The organism is Mucilaginibacter sp. OK098 (genome assembly GCF_900142915.1).
In the GTDB taxonomy this organism is placed as follows: domain Bacteria; phylum Bacteroidota; class Bacteroidia; order Sphingobacteriales; family Sphingobacteriaceae; genus Mucilaginibacter.
Genome location: NZ_FRCM01000021.1, coordinates 1 through 1,820, shown reverse-complemented (window position 1 = coordinate 1,820; position 1,820 = coordinate 1). Strand labels below are relative to the sequence as shown.

General features: G+C 40.5%; 2 protein-coding genes and 1 pseudogene. All 3 read left to right on the top strand.

Features of this window, described 5'->3' with window-relative positions; all coding sequences use genetic code 11:
* Window positions 1-1,041, top strand: a 1,041-nt coding sequence (locus tag BUE31_RS31370) for an RHS repeat-associated core domain-containing protein (protein WP_200802016.1), incomplete at its 5' end; no start/stop codon positions are given.
* Window positions 1,042-1,057: 16 nt separating this feature from the next.
* Entirely contained in the window at window positions 1,058-1,528 is a 471-nt protein-coding gene (locus BUE31_RS30475; RefSeq protein ID WP_073407706.1) for an immunity 26/phosphotriesterase HocA family protein, read from the top strand.
* A gap of 68 nt (window positions 1,529-1,596) precedes the next feature.
* Window positions 1,597-1,820, top strand: a pseudogene (locus tag BUE31_RS30470) (hypothetical protein); the annotation flags it as partial.

The window sequence follows — 1,820 nt, the reverse complement described above, 5'->3', positions numbered from 1 at the left end:
GTAACCTTTGGTACAAAAACAGGCGCTGTGGTATCTTATCAAAATGATGACTACCTGCCATTTGGCATGGAAATTAACCGGAATGTATTATACCCCAAAAATGAATATCTTTACAATAAGAAAGAGCTGCAGGAGGAGTTAGGGGAACTTGATTATGGCGCAAGATTCTATGACCCAGTGGTGGCAAGGTGGGGTACGATCGATCCATTAGCTGAAATTAGCGGAAGAGGGTCGCCTTATAATTATGTGGAGAATAATCCGATTAGGTTTATTGATCCGGATGGGATGAGACAAGAGACTCACGAAGAGATTGAAGCAGATGAACAGAGGTGGGCTGATGAAAAACAAGGCTTTGAAGAGGCGAAAAATCCGTACGCCTCATTTGCAGGTAATCTTCAGGACCATGGAAGAGATGCTACAGTAGATGCTGAGGCGAAGAAAGCCACAGAATTATCAACAGAGTATTCTGTAAATGAATCGGGACAGCTTGTAAAAAAAACATTAGATATAATAACGTTCGTTGAAAGGCTAGCTAGTACCGTTGTGTTAGTTTTCACACCAGAACCAATGGCCGACGAAAATGGGCCTATTCACACTGATCAACAACAAAATGCTTCTGACGATCAATTTGATTTAAGTCATTTTAACAAAAGCGGTGTTCAGTCAAATCAAGACGATTTTAAACGTAAATACCTTACTTATCTTAAGTCAAAAACAAATGCTGACGGCTCAGTAACTATTTATAGTGGCCGTACATCAGGGGGTATCAACGAATCAGACGATATTATCTTAAGAAGAAGGGACGCCACACATCACATTGAAGGTTATGGTCCAGCAGTGTTAGATAAAAGTTCCACCAACAGATTAGCAATTAGAGGGAGGGAACAACAATTAATTGACTATTTTGGACGAGCGAAATCAGATAATGGAACATCTGGAAACCTTATCAGAGGAGTGGATAAAAGAAATGTATTAGGAAGAGTATATCATACCGCTGCAACTTTACGATTTGGGGGATTATACAAATATACTGGTTTATAAATTTAACTTTTAACATATGAGACAAAAGGAAACTATTGGGGCATTTGTGCGGGTGCCTATTGACGACACATATCATACTTATGGTCGAATGATTAATCGTTCTGTTTACGCTTTTTACGATTTCAAAACAGATTCGGAAATAGTTGATTTGAATTCAATTGAAGAGTCTGCTGTTCTCTTCAAATTAATGGTTATTAAAGACGCGGTCACCAAAGGGCATTGGAAAAAAATTGGTATTAAAGAACTTCCAGAAAATCTTAAAGCGCCGGTTCCATTTTTCAAGCAAGAAGTTGGTCGTCCAAACGATTGTTCTATAATTCTTGTGGAGGGAAACAATATTAAAAAAGTTTCGCCTGAAGACTGCGTTGGGTTGGAAAGGTTTGCTGCGTGGGAGCACGATCATGTTGAGCAAAGGTTACGCGATTATTACAATGGCGTTCGAAATGTTGATAGTTATATGTTAAGAGTAAATGGGCCGCTAACATAATTTACTAGATACCTAGCTTATACTTTGTAATTGACAGTCTGGCCTATGCATACGGCAGCACCAACCAGTTGCAGAGCATAACAGACCGGTCTTTGGATGCAGGAGCTGCCGGATACCCCACCGGCAGCCATACCTATGTGCATGATGTCAACGGAAACGTAAGAATCGATAACAGCAAGGGCATTACTATAGGCTATAACCTGCTCAACCTGCCGCAAAGCATAACAGGTGGCAAAACCATTACCTACACGTATGATGCAGCCGGAAATAAGCTGCGAAGGGTAAGCCCGGC

Excerpts from the sequence above, each read along its gene's own strand:
- BUE31_RS30475 (WP_073407706.1), top strand. The coding sequence starts at position 1,058 with ATGAGACAAAAGGAAACTATTGGGGCATTTGTGCGGGTGCCTATTGAC.